The following is a 16,985-nucleotide window of genomic DNA, read 5'->3' on the forward strand; positions in this document are numbered from 1 at the left end:
TTGCCTAATCTTCCCTGATCTTATTCGGCCGCGACCGAGGCGGCTTCGAGCCGTTCGGCTTCGAGTTGCTTGAGCGCACGCGCATAGTCGCGCGGCATCACCTTGACGAACTGCCCCAGCGCATTGTCCCAGTCGTCGAGCAGCGCGCGGGCGCGCTTCGAACCGGTGTGCAGGTGGTGCCGTTCGAGCAGCACGCGCAGACGCTCGGCGTCGTGACGCAGCATGTCGCCCATGCCGTTGTCGTGAACGCCGTTGGTCCGCTGCTGCGGACGGCCGGCGCCGTCTTCCTCGTCGCGTTCGGGCGAGATCGGCACGACGTCGACCTGGGCCATGTTGCACAGGTCGGCGAACTGGCCGTCGGGGTTGTAGACATAGGCTACGCCGCCCGACATGCCCGCCGCGAAGTTGCGCCCGGTCTTGCCGAGCACGACGACGGTGCCGCCGGTCATGTATTCGCAGCCGTGGTCACCGCAGCCCTCGACCACCGCGATGGCGCCCGAATTGCGCACCGCGAAACGCTCGCCGCCGACGCCGTTGAAATAGGCCTCGCCCGCGATCGCGCCGAACAGCACGGTGTTGCCGACGATGATGTTCTCGGTCGGCTCGCGATCGACATGGCCCGGCTGGCGCACGATCACGCGGCCGCCCGACAGGCCCTTGCCGACATAGTCGTTGCCGTCACCGGTCAGGTCGAGCGTCACGCCATGTGCCAGGAAGGCGGCGAAGCTCTGTCCGGCGACGCCGGTCAGCTTCACGTTGATCGTGTTGTCGGGCAGGCCGGCATGGCCATAGCGCTTGGCGACCTCGCCCGAGAGCATGGCGCCGACCGTGCGGTTGACGTTGATCACCGGGCGCTCGATGCGCACGGCTTCCTTCTTGTCGAGCGCGTCGGCCGCAGCCGCGATCAGGTCGTTGTCGAGCGCGTTCTCGAGCCCGTGGTCCTGCGTCTCGGTCCAGTTCAGCGACGGGCCTTCACCCAGCGGCGCCTGGAAGAGCAGCTTGGTCAGGTCGATGCCCTCGGCCTTCCAGTGCGACACGGCCTTGCGCGCGTCGAGCCGGTCGACGCGGCCGGTCATCTCGGCGATCGTCTTGAAGCCCATCTCGGCCATGATCGAACGCAGCTCTTCGGCGACGAAGAAGAAGTAGTTGATCACGTGCTCGGGCTCGCCGGTGAAGCGCGCACGCAGCACCGGATCCTGGGTGGCGACGCCGACCGGGCAGGTGTTGAGGTGGCACTTGCGCATCATGATGCAGCCCGCGGCGATCAGTGGCGCCGTGGCGAAGCCGATCTCGTCGGCGCCGAGCAGCAGCGCGATGGCGACGTCACGACCGGTGCGGATGCCGCCGTCGGCCTGCACCGCGACGCGGCTGCGCAGGTTGTTGAGCAGCAGGGTCTGCTGGGTCTCGGCCAGGCCGATCTCCCAGGGCGAACCCGCGTGGGTCAACGAGGTCAGCGGCGAAGCGCCGGTGCCGCCCTCGTAGCCCGAGATCGTGATGTGATCCGCCTTGCACTTGCTGACGCCCGCGGCGACCGTGCCGACGCCGACCTCGGAGACGAGCTTGACCGAGACGCGGCTGGTCGGGTTGACGTTCTTCAGGTCGTGGATCAGCTGCGCCAGATCCTCGATCGAGTAGATGTCGTGGTGCGGCGGCGGCGAAATCAGGCCGACACCCGGGGTCGAGTGACGCGTGGCGCCGATGGTCTTGTCGACCTTGTCGCCGGGCAGCTGGCCGCCCTCGCCGGGCTTCGCGCCCTGCGCCATCTTGATCTGGATGTCGTCGGCGTTGACCAGGTATTCGGCGGTGACGCCGAAGCGGCCCGAGGCGACCTGCTTGATCGACGAGCGCATCGAATCGCCGTTGGGCAGCGGCAGGAAGCGCTTGGGATCCTCGCCGCCCTCACCGGTGTTCGACTTGCCGCCGATGCGGTTCATCGCCAGCGCCAGGGTGGTGTGCGCCTCCCACGAGATCGAGCCATAGCTCATCGCGCCGGTGGCGAAGCGCTTGACGATCTCGCTGGCGGGCTCGACCTCGTCGAGGTCGAGTGCCTTGTCGGCTTTCTTGAGGTCCATCAGGCCGCGGATCGTCAGCATGCGCTGCGACTGATCGTTGATCGACTGCGCGAACTCCAGGTACTTCTCGGGCAGGTTGCCGCGGACAGCGTGCTGGAGGTTGGCGATGTTCGACGAGGTCCAGGCGTGTTCCTCGCCGCGCAGGCGCAGGCCGTACATGCCGCCGACGTCGAGCATGTTCTTGTAGATCGGGTTGTCGCCGTAGGCCGCGGCGTGACGGCGCACGGTCTCTTCGGCGACCTCGATCAGGCCGACGCCCTCGATCGTCGTCGCGGTGCCGGTGAAGTAGGCCTCGATGAACGGGGTCGACAGGCCGACCGCGTCGAAGATCTGCGCGCCGCAGTAGGACTGGTAGGTCGAGATGCCCATCTTGGACATGACCTTGAGCACGCCCTTGCCGATGGCCTTGATGTAGTTCTTCTGGACCTGCTTGGCTTCGAGGTGCGGCAGCTTGCGGCTGCGGATGTCCTCGAGCGTCTCGAAGGCGACATAGGGGTTGATCGCTTCGGCGCCATAGCCCGCCAGCGCGCAGAAGTGATGCACTTCGCGCGCTTCACCGGTCTCGACCACGAGGCCGGTCTGCATGCGCAGGCCCTGGCGGACGAGGTGGCTATGCACCGCGGCCGTGGCCAGCAGCGCCGGCATGGCGATGCGGTCGGGGCCCTGGGCACGGTCGGACAGGATCAGGATGTTCTTGTCGGCCAGCACGGCTTCGGTCGCCGACCAGCACATTTCCTTGATCGCCTGCTCGAGACCCGCGGCGCCGGTGTTGGCATCCCAGGTCATGTCGATCGTCTGCGTGCGGAAGGCACCGTCGAGCGCCGCCTCGATCGAGCGGATGCGGGCGATGTCCTCATTCGTCAGGATCGGCTGGTCGATCTCGAGCCGCTTGTGGCTGCCCGCATCGTGGCCGAGCAGGTTCGGACGCGGACCGATCATCGAGACCAGGCTCATGACCAGTTCCTCGCGGATCGGGTCGATCGGCGGGTTGGTGACCTGCGCGAAGTTCTGCTTGAAGTAGTCGTAGAGCAGGCGCGAACGGCTCGACAGCACCGCGATCGGCGTGTCGGTGCCCATCGATCCGATCGGATCGTCGCCGTTGGCGGCCATCGGCTCGAGGAACTTGTTGGTGTCCTCCTGGGTGTAGCCGAAGGCCTGCTGGCGATCGAGCAGGCTCGTCGTCTCGACCGGTAGCGCGGCCAGCTCGGGCTCGACGACCTCAAGGTCCTTGAGCTTGTACTGCGCCGAAGCCAGCCACTCCTCATAGGGCTCGGCGCCCGAGAGCTGGGCCTTGATTTCCTCGTCCTCGATGATGCGACCTTCCTCGAAGTCGATCAGCAGCATCTTGCCGGGCTGGAGGCGCCACTTGCGGACGATGTTGTCTTCCTTGATCGGCAGCACGCCCGATTCCGACGCCATGACGACGAGATCGTCGTCGGTGACGAGGAAGCGCGCCGGGCGTAGACCGTTGCGGTCGAGCGTCGCGCCGATCTGGCGGCCGTCGGTGAAGGCGACGGCGGCGGGCCCGTCCCACGGCTCCATCAGCGCGGCGTGATACTCATAGAAGGCGCGGCGCTTGCTATCCATGATCGGATTGCCGGCCCATGCCTCGGGGATCAGCATCATCATCGCGTGGACGAGGCTGTAGCCGCCCGCGAGCAGCAGCTCGAGCGCGTTGTCGAGGCAGGCGGTGTCCGACTGGCCGTGCGGGATCAGCGGCCACATCTTGTCGAGATCGGGGCCGAGCAGCTCCGATTCCATCGTGCGGCGGCGCGCGTTCATCCAGTTGACGTTGCCGCGCACCGTGTTGATCTCGCCGTTGTGGGCGATGAAGCGGTAAGGGTGTGCGAGCTTCCAGCTGGGGAAGGTGTTGGTCGAGAAGCGCTGGTGCACGAGGCCCAGGGCCGAGACGCAGTCCGGGTTGCGCAGGTCGTCGTAGAACGAGCCGACCTGAGTCGCCAGCAGCAGGCCCTTGTAGACGATCGTGCGGCTCGAGAAGCTCGGCATGTAGAGCTCGGACAGGCCGGGCAGGTCATGCTTGACCTCGAGCGCCGCGAGCGGGTTCTGCGCCTGCTTGCGGATCGCCAGCAGCTTGCGCTCGAAGGCGTCCTGGTCGGCGCAGTTGGCACCGCGCGCGATGAAGCACTGGCGGATCACCGGCATCGAGGCGACGACGGCCTTGCCCAGGCCGTCGAGCGTCGTCGGCACGTCGCGCCAGCCGATCAGCTGCTGGCCTTCCTTGGCGATGAACTCCTCGAAGTGCGAGACCGCGAAGTTCCGCGCGGCTTCGTCCTGCGGCAGGAAGCACATGGCCACGGCATAGTCGCCGGCCGCGGGCAGGGTCAGGCCTTCGCCGTCCGCCCACTTGCGGAACAGCAGATCGGGCATCTGGATCAGGATGCCGGCACCGTCGCCCAACAGCGGGTCGGCGCCGACGGCGCCGCGGTGGTCGATGTTTTTGAGAATCTCCAGCGCCTGGGTAACGATCGCATGGGTTTTGGCGCCCTTGATGTGGGCAACGAAGCCCACGCCGCAAGCGTCGTGTTCATTACGCGAATCGTAGAGCCCTTGGGGCTGAGGAAAACCCATCGATAAACCCATCCTGTCATTGGCCGGCCCACTGTACGCGAACCGGTCGGCAAGCGCGACTCACCCCGCCGGAAACCGGCGTGAGGAGTGCGAGCGCGCCCCATGACAATATGATGGTATTTTTGCAACCGCGAAGAGATTGCCGGGGTTTTCTGCGAGTGTGCCGGTCGTGGACTGGCGCAATAAAACTGCGGAGAGCGCTTCTATCCTTGCGCGTCAGCCGCCGCGGGTGCCGCTCATCCGTTGGAGCTGGGCCAGGGCATGGCGCAGGGCGATCTCGGTCTCCTGCGGCGCCACCAGCGGGGTCGGCGCCGAGGGAGCGGGGCGGACGCTGCGGCGATCGGCGAAATCGGGGAAATGCACGACCGGGCTGGGCTCGGCCGACCGGGCCTCTTCGGCCTCGGACAGGGCTTCGCGGCGCTGGAGCGCGATGGCCAGGCGTTCGATCAGCTCGACGTGCGAGAGTTCGGCGAGATCGGCGGCGGCGATCCGCTCGGCAGCGGTCGGTTCGCGCGATTCGGGTTCGGCGAAGAAGGGCTCGGTGACCAGCGGGGCGATCTCGGCGACCGCGGGCTGGGGTTCGATGATGACCTCGGCGGCCACGACTTCTACCGGCTCGGGGCTGGCTTCGGGCTCGTCCGTCGCCGGAGCGATCAGTTCGGGCAGTTCGGGTTCGGGTGCGACTTCTGGCGCGATTTCTGCCGTGACCGCGGGCGGCACTGCAGCCGCGATCGGCTCCGCAGCGAGGCTGGCGGGATCGAGCACGGGCTTGGGGGCCTTCTTCGCCTTGGGCGGATCGACCTCGGCCACCTTGAACACCTGCGGTGCCGGGCGCGGGGCGGGGTTGGCGACGCGCCTGGCCAGGAACCAGCCGATCGCGGCGCCGAGCAGGCCGAAGGCGAGCGAGACGGCCAGCCGTGCCTTGAGGCCCAGCGGCGGAGCCGCGGCGGCGATCACCGTGTCGATGCCGGTGGCGATGACGAAGCGTTCGAGCAGGCCGGTACTCAGCGAGAGGCTGCCGACGCCGAGCAGGGCGGCGAACCACAGCGCGACGATCGCCGGAAACAGCGGGTGACGCGTGATCGGTTCAGGCTTGGCCGCCTGTTTGCGGTCGCGCGGCGTGCTTTTCGACTCGGCCAAGATCGTCTTGCCCCTGTTCCCTATTCGCTGCCGCTCAGGCGACGTGCAGCTCGGATTGCGGCTGTTTGCCTAGCACGCGATGGTAAACGACTTGATAACGCTCCACATTGCGCGCCCAATCGTGTCGCGTTTCGACATGCGCGCGACCGGCCTCGCGATAGACGTCCCAGCGGTCGCGTTCGGCGAGCAGTTGCGCGAGCGCCTCGGCGCAAGCGGCGGCATCGTCGGGGGTGAACAGCCGGCCGGTCTGGCCGTCGGTGATCAGCTCGCGGTGGCCGCCGACGTCGGAAGCCGCGACGAGCTTGCCCTGGGCCATGGCTTCGAGCGGCTTGAGCGGGGTGACGAGGTCTGTCAGCCGGCTCTTCTTGCGCGGATAGGCCATGACGTCGGTCAGCGCGTAGTAGCGCTCGACCTCGTGATGCGGCACGCGGCCGACGAAGCGGATCGCCTGTGCCGCGGGCGAGGCGAGCGCCTGCGCCTTGAGCATGGTCTCGCTCGGCCCGCCGCCGACGAGCAGCAGGCGCGCATCGGGCTGTTTCGCGATCAGCGCGGGCATCGCCGCGATCAGATCGTCGATGCCTTCGTAATCGTAGAAGCTGCCGATGAAGCCGATCACTGGGCCGTCACCGAGGCCCAGCTCCGCCGCCAGCGCCGGGTCGCGCGCGATCGGCGAGCCGAACAGTTCGAGATCGACGCCATTGGGCATGATGCTGATATGCGTGGCGTCGAAGCCGCGCGCGATCAGGTCGCCGCGCAGGCCTTCGCAGATCGTGACGACCGCATCGGCGTTGGCGACGACGTGGTTCTCGAGCGCGCGCGTCAGCCGGTACTTGGCCGAGCCCTCGCGCCCCGTGCCGTTGCCCACGGCAGCGTCTTCCCAGAAGGCGCGGATCTCGTAAACCACCGGAATGCCGAGCCGCCGGCCCGCGCGCAGCGCCGCTTCGCCGCCCAGCGCGGGCGAATGGGCGTGGAGCAGGTCGGGACGCCATTCGCCACAGAGCCTTTCGATCGCCGCCGATAGCCGGCCGATCTCGCGCCATTCGCGCAGGCCCGGCGGCCCGCCGGCCTCGCCCGGCGTGCGGTGGAACAGCAGGCCGTCGGCCTCTTCGACCGGGCGCTGGTCGATCTCGGCCTCGGGACCGGCCACCGCGCGCAGCTCGGCCGCATGGCGCAGTCCGGTGATGCCGCGGACGTCGAGGCCCATGGCCTGCTGCGCCTTGAGGATCGCGCGCGTGCGGAAGGTATAGCCGCTGTGCAGCGGCAGCGAGTGGTCGAGGACGTGGAGCACCCGGGTCATGCGCGGTTCTCTAGGCCGGGAAGGCTTAACGGCCCGTCAACCGCGCGCTGCTAGGCAGGCGGCGATGATCGACCTGTTCGGCATTATCCTGACGCATGGGCTGCTGGCGCTCGCCGCTTGGCGGCTGCTGTCGCGCGCCGATCTCGATCGTGATCCCGGTACCGAGAAAGAGGCGCGCCCGCGGCCCGGAATGCGCGCGCCGCGTGACTGACTATACCTTCTTCCTGTTCTTCTGCGGATTTGTCGCGCTCGGCTTCAAGCGGCCGTTCCTCTGGGTGCTGTGCTACTGCTACGTCGACATCGTCTCGCCGCAGAAGGCCTCGTGGCACCTTCTGGCCTCGCTGCCCGTCTCGCTGATCGTCTTCGCCGCGGCCTTCGGCGGCTGGCTTCTGGTCGACGACAAGCGCGATTCGCGCTTCACCTATCGCCAGGGCATCCTCTGCGCGCTGCTCGTCTATTGCGGTTATACGACCTTCACCGCCGACTTCCCGGTCGAGGCGCTGGGCAAGTGGGACTGGGTGTGGAAGGCGCTGCTCTGGGCGATCATCCTGCCGCTGACCTTGCGCACGCGGCTGCGGATCGAGGCGACGGCGCTGGTCATTGTGCTGTCGCTGGCCGCGATCATCATTCCCGCCGCGATCAAGACCGTGCTCGGCGGCGGCGGCTATGGCATGTTGCGCCTGCTGGTCGACGACAACACCGGCCTGTTCGAGGGCAGTACGATCGCCATGGCCGCGATCGCGGCGATCCCGCTGATCTGGTGGCTGGTGCGCTTCGGCACGATCTTTCCCAAGCACTGGACCGTCACGCTGTTCGCCGTGGCGCTGACCGGTGCCTGCATGCTGATGCCGATCGGCACACAGGCGCGCACCGGGCTGGTCTGCCTCGCCGTGCTCGGCCTGCTCGTGCTGCGCACGGCCAAGCGCCGCTTCCTCTACATGGCGCTCGGCTCGCTCGCGCTGTTCGCGGCGATACCCTTCCTGCCCAAGAGCTTCACCGATCGCATGAACACGATCGAGAACCACAAGGCGGATCAGTCGGCGAGTACGCGTCTCGCGGTCTGGGCCTGGACCTGGAACTACGCCAAGGACCATCCGGGCGGCGGCGGCTTCGAGGTCTATCGCGCCAACAAGGTGCGCTACCGGCTGAAGACAGAGCCGTCGGCCGACGCGGAGAGCGAGCCGACCTATATCGAGGAAGCCGGCCGCGCCTTCCATTCGAGCTATTTCGAAATGCTGGGCGAGCAGGGCTGGCCGGGCTTGACCCTGTGGCTGTGGCTGCAGGTCTCGGGGCTGTGGCAGATGGAGCGGCTGCGGCGGAAATGGCGCAAGCGCAGCGAGCCCGACGAGCGCTGGGTCGCGCCCTTGGCCAATGCGTTGCAGATGGCACAGGTCGTCTATCTCGTCGGGGCGCTGTTCACCGGCATCGCCTATCAGCCCTTCGTGCTCATGCTCGTCGGTCTGCAGTGCGGGCTTTGGTCCTATCTGAAGCGGATCGAGAAGCCCGTGGCGCGCCGGCTCGATCAGCGGCCGCGGCCGGCGCCGCTGGTCGCTGCTCCCGAACCGGTCCGGAGCGCATGACGCGGCTCGTGCATCGGGTGCGCTTAATCTCTTCGCTTTCTCGGGCAGTTCGGGCTACCGGGATCGCAAGATGACGGGTTGGATCGCACGAAACGGGCTTGATCGGGATGCGCTGCGTCCGTGTCCGACGTGCGTGCGCAAGGGCCTCGCCACCGATGCGCGCCGCTGACGCGTCGTTCCCGGCTGCCGCGTCGCCTGCGCATCTCGATGCGCTGACCGGCATTCGCGGCATCGCGGCCTGGTTGGTCGTGCTCTACCACATCCGCTTCTCGCTGCTCGAACTGTTGCCGATTCCGGTGATCAAGGTGCTGGCGCGGGGCTATCTGGCGGTCGACCTGTTCTTCGTGCTCTCTGGCTTCGTGCTCTGGTACAACTACGCGCCGCGGCTGCGCGCGGGCGGAGCGGGCGCGGCCGGCACCTTCCTATGGCGCCGCATCGCGCGGATCTGGCCGCTGCACCTGGCGGTGCTGTCGGTGCTCGTGGCCTTCGCCCTGACGTTGGTGGTCACGGGGCGCGACGCCTCGTTCTATCCTTTCTCGGAACTGCCGCTGCACCTGTTGCTGATCCAGAACTGGGGCTTCACCGACCATCTGACCTGGAACGATCCCGCCTGGTCGATCAGCACCGAATGGATGGCCTCGCTGCTGTTCCCGCTCGTCGTGCTCGCGGCGAAATGGGAACGCACGCCCACCCCCGTGTTGCTCGCTGTCGCCGGCATCCTGCTGGCGGCGATCCCTTTGTTCTTCTGGGGTGCGGGCAATACCAGCCTCGGTGCTGACATTTCGCACCTCGGCCTCGGGCGCTGCCTGTTCGAATTCTCGCTCGGTAATCTGCTGTGCCTGCTGTGGCTGCGCTGGCGTGACCAGCCGCTGTGCCCCTGGCTGTCGCTGGTGGCCTGCTTGGGGCTTCTCGCGGCGGCCTATGCCTGGGATCTGCCCGAGACGGTCTTTGTGCCCGCCGCCTTCGTCACCGGCCTGATGGCGCTGGCGACGGGGCGCGGCCCCATCGTCGATGTTCTGAGCTCGCGGCCGCTGCGCTATCTGGGCGAGGTCAGCTATGCGACCTATCTCGCGCATACCGTGCTGTTCCTGCTGTTCAAGCTGGCTTTCGTCGACGCTTCGTTGAAGCTCGACTGGCTGCGTTTCGGCGCCTTCCTCGCGCTGGTGCTGGCCGCATCGATATTCTGCTACCACGGTCTCGAGAAGCCCGCGCAGCGCTGGTTCAACCGCCATCCGCCGCGCTGGCCATTGCGCGCAAACGAGGTTCCCGCCGAATAGTATCTTGCGTTGCGCGCTGCCTGCGCCATGCTGCCTGCCGACCTATGGACAGGGAGTGACGCGTGACGCTGGAAGAGATGCAGGCGAAAGTGGGCGAGGCAATCGGCACCTCGGATTGGCTGCTGGTCGACCAGGCGCGTATCGACGCTTTTGCCGACACCACCGAGGATCACCAGTTCATCCACGTCGATCCCGAGGCGGCCAAGGCTACGCCGTTCGGTCAGACCATCGCCCACGGCTTCCTCACCGTCTCGCTGCTGGCGCCGATGATGGCGCGGATGGAAAAGCCGGCGGTGCAGATGAGCGTCAACTACGGCTTCAACAAGCTGCGGTTCCTCACCCCGGTCAAGTCGGGCAAGCGCATCCGCGGGCATTTCAAGCTGCTCGAGCTCATCGAGAAGCGCCCGGGCCAGTGGCTGCAGACGGTCGAGGTGACGGTTGAGATCGAGGACGAGGCCAAGCCCGCGCTGATCGCCGAATGGATGTTCCAGCACTTCGCATAATCGAAAACGGAACCAGAGGAGACCTGACATGCGCGACGCCGTCATCGTAGCCGCAGCCCGCACGCCGATCGGCCGCGCCTACAAGGGGACCTTCAACGCCACCGCCGCGCCGACCCTGGGCGCGCTGTCGATCACCGCGGCGGTCGAGCGCGCCGGGATCGACGGGGCGGAGGTCGAGGACGTGGTCTGGGGCGCCGCGCTCCAGCAGGGCGGCCAGGCGCTCAACATCGGCCGGCTCGCGGCCTTGCGCGCCGGCCTGCCGGTGACCGTCGCGGGGATGAGTGTCGATCGCCAGTGCGGCTCGGGGCTGATCGCGCTGGCGACGGCGGCCAAGCAGGTGGTGATCGACCGCATGGACGTGGTGATCGCGGGCGGCCAGGATTCGATCTCGACGGTCCAGACCAAGGACTTCCGCGTCGAGTTCGACCGCGACCTGATCCGCCTGCGCGAGGCGGCCTACATGCCGATGCTGCAGACCGCCGAAGTCGTCGCCCAGCGCTATGGCATCGCGCGCGAGGCGATGGACGAATATGCGCTGCAGTCGCAGCAGCGCACCGCCGCCGCCCAGGCCGCGGGCGCCTTCGACGCCGAGATCGTGGCGACCACGACGACGATGAGCGTCACCGACAAGGCCACCGGCGAAACTTCCAAGAAGGAGGTCACGCTCACCAAGGACGAGGGCAACCGGCCCGAGACCACGCTCGAGGGACTGGCCGCGCTGAACACGGTGATCCCCGGCGGCACGACCACGGCGGGCAATGCCAGCCAGCTGTCCGACGGCTCTGCCGCACTGGTGGTGATGGAATCGGCGCTCGCCGCAAAGAAGGGGCTCGCGCCGCTCGGCCGCTTCGTCGGCCTGGCCGTTGCCGGCACCGAACCCGACGAGATGGGCATCGGCCCGGTCTTCGCCGTGCCCAAGCTGCTCCAGCGCTTCGACGTGAAGATGGACGACATTGGCCTGTGGGAACTCAACGAGGCCTTTGCGGTGCAGGTGCTCTATTGCCGCGACAAGCTGGGCATCCCCAACGAACTGCTCAACGTCAACGGCGGCTCGATCGCGATCGGCCATCCTTACGGCATGACCGGCGCGCGCTGCGCGATGCATGCGCTGATCGAGGGCAAGCGCCGCGGGGCGAAATACGTAGTCGTGACGATGTGCATCGGCGGCGGCATGGGCGCGGCCGGTCTGCTCGAAGTGCTGTGAAGTGACGGCCGGGCGGGGCGGCGCGTGATGCGCTTTCCCGCAGCCTGATGTCGCCTCGTCGCAAAGAAAGTCGTTACGAGAGACTAAACATTGGCATCGCGTTTACGGCAAATTAACCTTTAATGTTCATAGGTCCTATGGTTAATGGATCACATGGCCCTTCACCCAAGGGTCAGGTTTTATTTTGTCGGGCCAAAACAAGGGGTTTCGCATGCGAGTGCTGCTGATCGAGGACGAGCCCACCACTGCACGGGCGATCGAGCTTATGCTCTCCGCCGAGGGCTTCAACGTCTATTCGACGGACCTGGGCGAGGAAGGCCTCGATCTGGGCAAGCTCTATGACTACGATATCATCCTGCTCGACCTGAACCTGCCCGACATGCACGGGTACGACGTTCTGAAGAAGCTGCGCGTTGCCAAGGTGCAGACGCCGGTTCTCATCCTGTCGGGTATTTCGGAGATGGACTCGAAGGTGCGCAGCTTCGGCTTCGGCGCCGACGACTACGTCACCAAGCCGTTCCACCGCGAAGAGCTCGTCGCCCGCATCCATGCGGTCGTGCGTCGCTCGAAGGGTCACTCGCAGTCGGTCATCCGCACCGGCAAGCTGATCGTCAACCTCGACGCCAAGACCGTCGAAGTCGATGGCGCCCGCGTGCACCTGACCGGCAAGGAATACGCGATGCTCGAGCTGCTCTCGCTGCGCAAGGGCACGACGCTCACCAAGGAAATGTTCCTCAACCACCTCTACGGCGGCATGGACGAGCCCGAGCTCAAGATCATCGACGTGTTCATCTGCAAGCTGCGCAAGAAGCTGGCCCACGCTTGCGGCGGCGCCAACTACATCGAGACCGTCTGGGGCCGCGGCTATGTCCTGCGCGATCCCGACGAGCGCGCCGAAGCGGCCTGACGCTTCACCGAAAACAAGTTTCTCCTCGACTAGCACTCTCTCTCCGGTCGAAGAGCGGCCCGCTGCCCCAGGCAGCGGGCTGTTTTCGTTTTGGCGGGGCTTGTTGGGGAAATTCTGTGTCATCCCAACCCCGCTCACCCTGAGCTTGTCGAAGGGTGCTGGCGCGACTGTTGCGCATGGTGCTTCGACAAGCTCAGCACGAGCGGGTGGGTGTGCGGATTGGCTTGGTCCGCTGTCGTTTGCCCGTTTTCGTTTGACCCATGAACGTGCCATGCAGCGCAGATGGAATTCGATCCCGCCAAGCTGCCACCTGTCGGCCCGCGCCCCTGGTATGCGCATCTCTACGTCCAGGTCCTGATCGCGATCGCGCTGGGCGTGTCGATCGGCCATTTCGCGCCGGCGACGGGCGAGGCGCTCAAGCCGCTCGGCGACATGTTCATCAAGCTGGTGAAGATGGTGATCGCGCCGGTGATCTTCCTGACGATCGTCACCGGCATCGCCGGTATGCGCGATCTCGGCGCGGTCGGGCGCGTGGCGGCCAAGGCCTTCGCCTATTTCCTGACCTTCTCGACCCTGGCGCTGATCGTCGGCCTGGTGGTCGCCAACCTGGTGCGCCCGGGCGAGGGACTCAACATCGATCCCGCCACGCTCGACGCGGGCAAGGTCGCGCAATATTCGGCCAAGGCGCACGAGACGAGCCTGGTCGGCTTCGTCTCGGCGATGATCCCCGACACGCTGGTTTCCGCGCTGACCGGCGACAACGTGCTCCAGGTCCTCGTCGTCGCGATCCTGTTCGGCGTGGCACTGGCTTCGATCGGCGACCGTGGCCAGCGTGTGCTCGATCTGCTCGAGGACGTCTCGCTGGTCGTGTTCAAGCTCGTCGGCCTGGTCATGCGAGCGGCGCCGATCGGTGCTTTCGGCGCCATGGCCTTCACCATCGGCAAGTACGGCGTCGGCAGCCTCGCCAATCTCGCGGCGCTGCTCGCCACCTTCTACCTGACCTCGCTGGTCTTCGTGCTCGTCGTGCTCGGCGCGGTGGCGCGGGCGGCGGGCTTCTCGATCCTGCGGTTGATCGCCTATCTCAAGGGCGAACTGCTGCTCGTGCTCGGCACCTCCTCGTCCGAGAGCGCATTGCCCGCGCTGATCGAGAAGATGGAGCGCGCCGGCTGCCCCAAGGCGGTGGTCGGCCTGGTCGTGCCGACCGGCTATTCGTTCAATCTCGACGGCACCAACATCTATATGACCCTGGCCGCGCTGTTCATCGCCCAGGCCTGCAACGTCGAGCTGAGCCTCGGCCAGCAATTGCTGCTGCTGTCGGTGGCGATGCTCTCGTCGAAGGGCGCGGCGGGGGTGACTGGTGCGGGTTTCATCACCCTCGCGGCGACCTTGTCGATCGTGCCCTCGGTGCCCGTCGCGGGCATGGCGCTGATCCTCGGCGTCGATCGCTTCATGTCCGAATGCCGCAGCCTGACCAACTTCATCGGCAATGCCGTGGCGACGGTCGTGGTCTCGCGCTGGGAGGGCACGCTCGACCGCGCGCGGTTGGAGGCGGCGCTGGGCGGAGAGGCCGAGCCGGACGCACCCGCTGCCGTTTAGGACAAGTGCACCGGCTTTACCCGAGCCGTGCCGGCGCTAGGCTGGCGTGATGGCATCGCTGTCACCCGAAACGCCCGACTGGCTCGCGCGCACGCTCGCGCTTCCCGGCACCAGCCGCACGGTCGAAGTTGCCGGCTGTCCGATCCACTATCTCGAATGGGGCACCCGCGGCGCGCCGGGCCTGCTGTTCGTGCCCGCCAGCGCGGGTCATGCGCATTGGTACGATCACGTCGCGCCGCTCTTCGCCGACCAGTTCCACGTCGTCGCGATCGACCTGTCGGGCTGCGGCGATTCGGGGCGGCGCGAGGTCTATACGACCGAGCTGATCGCGGCCGAGATCTTCGGCGTCTGCACTGACGCGGGCCTGCTCGACGCCGCAGTGCCGCCCGTGATCGTCGGTCACAGCGCCGGCGCCCAATACGCCATGCGCGCGGCGATCGCGCACGACGACGCGCTGCTCGGCGTCATCACGATCGACGGGCTGCGCTATGCGCGGCTCGAGAAAGACCATGCGGTCAAGGTGCTCGATGGCGAGCGCGCACCGCCCCGGCCGCCGCGGATCTATGCCGATCGCGACGAGGCGCTGGCGCGCTTCCGGCTGATGCCGCAGCCCTTGGCACCGATCGAGGCCGACGCCGTGATCGCGCATATCGCGCGCCATTCGTTCCGCGCGGTCGAGGGCGGCTGGGCGGTCAAGTACGACTCCGCGCAAGGGGCGACGATCGGCCTCGCGCTCGAGCTCGTCGATGCGCTCAAGGACCTGCGCTGCCGCTCGGCGGCGGTGTTCAGCGAACATACCCATCTCGCCGACGAGACCGCCGCCGAGGTGATCGGCGCGGCCTCGGGCGGGCGCACCGTGGTCTTCACCATCCCGGGCACGACGCATTACCCGATGATCGACAGCCCCTTCGCGTTCGTCGCCGCGGTCAAGGGCGTGGTCCTGTCGTGGATCGCCGAGTACCGCACCCGCGGTTGACCGGCCCTGGTTGACCGGAGCCGGCTTTTCCGCCACGCGCCCGCCCCATGACCGCGAACAAGCCCGGCGATCCGACCACGCTCAACCGCCTCTATGGCCGTTCCCAGGGGCGCCCCCTGCGCAAGTTCCAGCAGGAGCTGGTCGATACCCTGCTGCCGCGCATCGCCGTGCCGGCCGAGGGCGAGGTCACGGCCGAGCGGCTGTTCGGCCAGGACTGCCCGCTGCACTTCGAGATCGGCTTCGGCGGTGGTGAGCACATGGCCTTCCGCGCCGACATGCTGCCCGACCACGGCTTCATCGGCGCCGAGCCGTTCCTCAACGGCGTCGCCCAGGCGCTAGCCCACGTCGACGGCGACGGCGGCAAGAACACCCCGCTCGGCAATGTCCGCATCCAGCACGGCGACGCGCTCGAGGTGCTGAGCCGCATTCCCGACGGCGCGCTGTCGTTCATCTACCTGCTGCATCCCGATCCCTGGCCCAAGGCGCGCCACGCCAAGCGGCGGATGATGAACGACGGCCCGGTCGACATGTTCGCGGCCAAGCTCAAGCCCGGCGGCGAATTCCGCTTCGGCACCGATCATGCGATCTATCTGCGTCACGCGCTGATGGTCATGCGGCGCCACCGCGATCAGTTCGAATGGCTCTGCGACAAGCCGCAGGACTTCCAGAAGCGCCCCGGTGGCTGGCCCGAGACGCGCTACGAGCACAAGGCGCGCACGGTCTACGGTCACGAGGTCTGGTACTTCCGCTACCGCAAGCGCTGAGGCCGAGCCTAAGCAAGCGGGCGGCACAAAGAATTTCTTTTTTCCGTGCGCGGCCAATCTCAATCTAATGCGTCGACATTACGATTCGTGGGGCTGCGATGGATTTGGGTTTTCTGGATGTCGATAGCCTGCTGCCGTTCATGGCGGTCGGCTTTGCCGCGCAGCTGGTCGACGGTGCGCTGGGCATGGCCTTCGGCGTCATTTCGAACACCTTGATGGTCGGCGTGCTCGGCATTCCGCCCGCGCTCGCCTCGCAGCGCGTGCACTTCGTCGAGTGCTTCACCACGGCGACTTCGGGCATCAGCCACCTGCTCCACGGCAACATCGACAAGGGCCTGTTCTTCAAGCTGCTGATCCCCGGTGTGATCGGCGGCGTGCTCGGCGCCTATGTCCTGACCTCGATCGACGCCGGCGTGATCAAGCCGTTCATCCTCGCCTACCTGTCGTGCATCGGCCTCTACATCCTGTGGCGCGGCCTGTTCTATCCGCCCAAGGTTAAGGACGCGAAGATCGTGGCGCCGCTGGGCCTGATCGGCGGCTTCCTCGACGCCGCCGGCGGCGGTGGCTGGGGCCCGGTGGTCACGTCCAACCTGCTGCTCCAGGGCGCCGATCCGCGCAAGGTCGTGGGCACGGTGAACTCAGTCGAGTTCTTCCTGACCCTGACCGTCTCGGCCGTGTTCATCTGGCATCTGGGGATCGCCGATCTCGCCGGCGCGACGCTGGGCCTGCTCATCGGCGGCCTGCTGGCCTCGCCGCTCGGCGCCTGGGCGGCCAAGCACCTGCCGGCCAAGCAGATGCTGATCCTGGTCGGCATCGTGCTGTCGCTGACCAGCGCTTACGGCGTCTACCGCGCGCTGAGCTGATTTGGGGCGGGTGTGATTGGCGGGGTGGCCGGTGCTGCCCCGCGGATCGAAACGCGGGGCAGCTTTCGGCCGAAGGTGGAGCGCCTTCGCCAAAGTGAGGTTGCTGTCGCCGAAATCCGTCCAGATAACCCCCCGGTGCGACCCGATCCGGTGATCCGCGACGACAGCGATTGCTCAGCTATGCCGGGTCGGCCCGTCTGTAAATCACCCGGGGCCG

13 protein-coding genes are annotated in these 16,985 nt (G+C 67.1%); 10 read left to right on the forward strand and 3 right to left on the reverse strand.

The features are described 5' to 3' along the window. Positions 1-20: 20 nt before the first annotated feature. The 3 genes from gltB to OLX23_RS22160 form a co-directional block, all read right to left on the reverse strand. Entirely contained in the window at positions 21-4,661 is a 4,641-nt protein-coding gene (gltB, locus tag OLX23_RS22150; RefSeq protein WP_264447400.1) for a glutamate synthase large subunit, read from the reverse strand. Positions 4,662-4,877: 216 nt separating this feature from the next. Then, entirely contained in the window at positions 4,878-5,801 is a 924-nt protein-coding gene (locus tag OLX23_RS22155; RefSeq protein WP_264447401.1) for a hypothetical protein, read from the reverse strand. Positions 5,802-5,835: 34 nt separating this feature from the next. Next, positions 5,836-7,098 (reverse strand): TIGR04063 family PEP-CTERM/XrtA system glycosyltransferase, encoded by a 1,263-nt coding sequence (locus OLX23_RS22160; RefSeq protein ID WP_264447402.1) that lies wholly within the window; start codon positions 7,096-7,098, stop codon positions 5,836-5,838. A 64-nt stretch (positions 7,099-7,162) separates the two neighbouring features. Here OLX23_RS22160 and OLX23_RS22165 point away from each other — a divergent pair, with 64 nt between their 5' ends. The 10 genes from OLX23_RS22165 (at position 7,163) to OLX23_RS22210 (ending at position 16,768) form a co-directional block, all read left to right on the forward strand. Then, positions 7,163-7,309: a hypothetical protein gene (locus tag OLX23_RS22165; protein ID WP_264447403.1), complete on the forward strand. Its 147-nt coding sequence runs from the start codon at positions 7,163-7,165 to the stop codon at positions 7,307-7,309. Next, positions 7,302-8,678, forward strand: coding sequence for a putative O-glycosylation ligase, exosortase A system-associated (locus OLX23_RS22170; RefSeq protein ID WP_264447404.1), 1,377 nt, complete (start codon positions 7,302-7,304; stop codon positions 8,676-8,678). Before OLX23_RS22165 ends, OLX23_RS22170 begins: the two co-directional genes overlap by 8 nt. Before the next feature lie 155 nt (positions 8,679-8,833). Further along, entirely contained in the window at positions 8,834-9,955 is a 1,122-nt protein-coding gene (locus OLX23_RS22175; protein ID WP_264447405.1) for an acyltransferase family protein, read from the forward strand. Positions 9,956-10,017: 62 nt separating this feature from the next. Next, positions 10,018-10,458 carry a MaoC family dehydratase gene (locus OLX23_RS22180; protein ID WP_264447406.1) on the forward strand — a complete coding sequence of 147 codons (441 nt, stop codon included), beginning with the start codon at positions 10,018-10,020 and terminating at the stop codon, positions 10,456-10,458. Between the two features lie 28 nt (positions 10,459-10,486). Further along, on the forward strand, positions 10,487-11,662 hold the full coding sequence (locus OLX23_RS22185; RefSeq protein ID WP_264447407.1) for an acetyl-CoA C-acyltransferase: 1,176 nt from the start codon (positions 10,487-10,489) through the stop codon (positions 11,660-11,662). Between the two features lie 211 nt (positions 11,663-11,873). Next, a complete protein-coding gene (gene ctrA / locus OLX23_RS22190; RefSeq protein WP_264447408.1) occupies positions 11,874-12,569 on the forward strand; it encodes a response regulator transcription factor CtrA in 696 nt (231 codons plus the stop codon). Positions 12,570-12,851: 282 nt separating this feature from the next. Continuing rightward, the gene (locus OLX23_RS22195) at positions 12,852-14,165 is read left to right on the forward strand and encodes a dicarboxylate/amino acid:cation symporter (protein ID WP_264447409.1); all 1,314 of its coding nucleotides are present in this window, start codon (positions 12,852-12,854) and stop codon (positions 14,163-14,165) included. 49 nt (positions 14,166-14,214) lie between these two features. Next, complete coding sequence (locus tag OLX23_RS22200) at positions 14,215-15,141, forward strand: alpha/beta fold hydrolase (protein ID WP_264447410.1); 927 nt, start codon at positions 14,215-14,217, stop codon at positions 15,139-15,141. Between the two features lie 47 nt (positions 15,142-15,188). Continuing rightward, positions 15,189-15,905, forward strand: coding sequence for a tRNA (guanine(46)-N(7))-methyltransferase TrmB (gene trmB / locus OLX23_RS22205; RefSeq protein ID WP_264447411.1), 717 nt, complete (start codon positions 15,189-15,191; stop codon positions 15,903-15,905). A 98-nt stretch (positions 15,906-16,003) separates the two neighbouring features. Further along, a complete protein-coding gene (locus OLX23_RS22210) occupies positions 16,004-16,768 on the forward strand; it encodes a sulfite exporter TauE/SafE family protein (protein WP_264447412.1) in 765 nt (254 codons plus the stop codon). Positions 16,769-16,985 lie beyond the last annotated feature (217 nt).

This window comes from Novosphingobium sp. JCM 18896 (assembly GCF_025938095.1).
Lineage (GTDB): Bacteria > Pseudomonadota > Alphaproteobacteria > Sphingomonadales > Sphingomonadaceae > Novosphingobium.